This is a genomic window from Hyella patelloides LEGE 07179 (assembly GCF_900659865.1).
Classification (GTDB): domain Bacteria; phylum Cyanobacteriota; class Cyanobacteriia; order Cyanobacteriales; family Xenococcaceae; genus Hyella; species Hyella patelloides.
In genome coordinates this window covers 1-1,473 of sequence record NZ_LR214298.1, presented here as the reverse complement: position 1 = coordinate 1,473, position 1,473 = coordinate 1, and the positions used below count along the sequence as shown (strand labels likewise).

1 protein-coding gene is annotated in these 1,473 nt (G+C 40.9%); it reads left to right on the top strand.

What is annotated here, in order from left to right; genetic code table 11:
- Positions 1 to 242: 242 nt before the first annotated feature.
- Positions 243 to 1,473: DUF4347 domain-containing protein (locus H1P_RS33295; protein WP_144875757.1), on the top strand; the 1,231-nt coding region annotated here is incomplete at its 3' end.

Here is a 1,473-nt window from a genome sequence, read left to right as displayed (position 1 = left end):
GTAATTGTCATCAGTAGATGGTAATCCAATTCGCCAGTATTATTGATGCTCGCTCATCTTCCATAGGATATTATCCTACAAATAAACTGAAATAGATAAACTGTTTGTATTGCTGACCGTTTTTTTTACAGTTCTCAACTATGCTCGAATTGTGGACAGAAAATAAGGATAAACTGCCACTTTCGATAAATTGCAGATATTCTGTATTGTTGGTGTGCAAATGAAGATGGAGAACTTCTACGATGGAAGTTATTAATGACCAGGAATTCGTCGCTCAAGATTTTCTGGCTGTCAGGAGCCAAAGTGTTTTTAACGCAGATACTTCTACTGTACCTGAAAGCACAATTGAGGGTGGACTTGGAAGCGCACCGCAAAGTGGCTCTCTGCAAGATCGCCTAATTATTGTTGATAGTGCTGTCTCTATCTCAGAACAACAAATAGAACAGTTTGCCAACAGTGGAGCTGAAGCTATTCGATTGGATGCGAACCAAAATGGCATAACGCAGATCGCAGATATTTTAGCTTCTCGGCAGAATATTCACACCATTGATATTATTTCTCACGGTTCTGCGGGGAGTTTGCAGCTAGGGAATGCGGAAATTAACTCCGATACATTAGACCAATACAAAAGTAGCTTAACTGGTTGGACTGGTTCTTCCCAGACGGCAGATATCTTGCTCTATGGTTGCGAAGTAGGAAAAGGAGAAGAAGGTCGTCAATTTGTACAACAGTTGAGCAATTTGACAGGAGCAGATATTGCTGCAAGTGTAGACCTGACTGGAAGTACTAATCATTACGGAGATTGGGAGCTTGAATATCAGACTGGCTCAATTGAATCGGCTGCGATTGTGATTGAGGGATTTGATTCAGTTTTAAGACCTACTCAAAGTTCTAATTTTGCCAATGGTAATTATCAAAGTCTACTCAAAAATTCTGGCTTTAATCAAGCTTTAGATGGCACAAATTGGTTAGTAGGCAAAACAGGAAAAGTTCGAGACTACGACCGCAATGTCGAAAAAGTGGCTGACATTGAAAATGTCCCAGGACAAGGAAAGCAGATGTATCTCAAACTGCCCCAAGAAGCTCAAGTTAACTATGACGATCAACTGTCACTCTTTCAAGATGTCTCAGGTCTAAAAACAGATAAGACCTATGCCGTAGAAGCCAAAGTCAAATGGTTAAATCCAGAGAATAACCTGCCCAGTGCGATTGTTTCTTTCTGGGCGCAAAACCCAGATAACAGCTTTCGAGGTCAAGATTTCGTGATTACTGATGGAGATGGCTACAAAAATCTCCGATTTGAATTTACACCCAACGAGATCGGAAACACACGCTTTTTCTTGGGTTTGTTTACCCACATTAACGGCAACACTGATGACACCGAAATCTATGTTGACGATTACAAAGTTACCGAAATTGGAGACATTGCTCAAGGTCTAGATTCGCGTCAAGGAAATCTCTTAGGTGATGGTG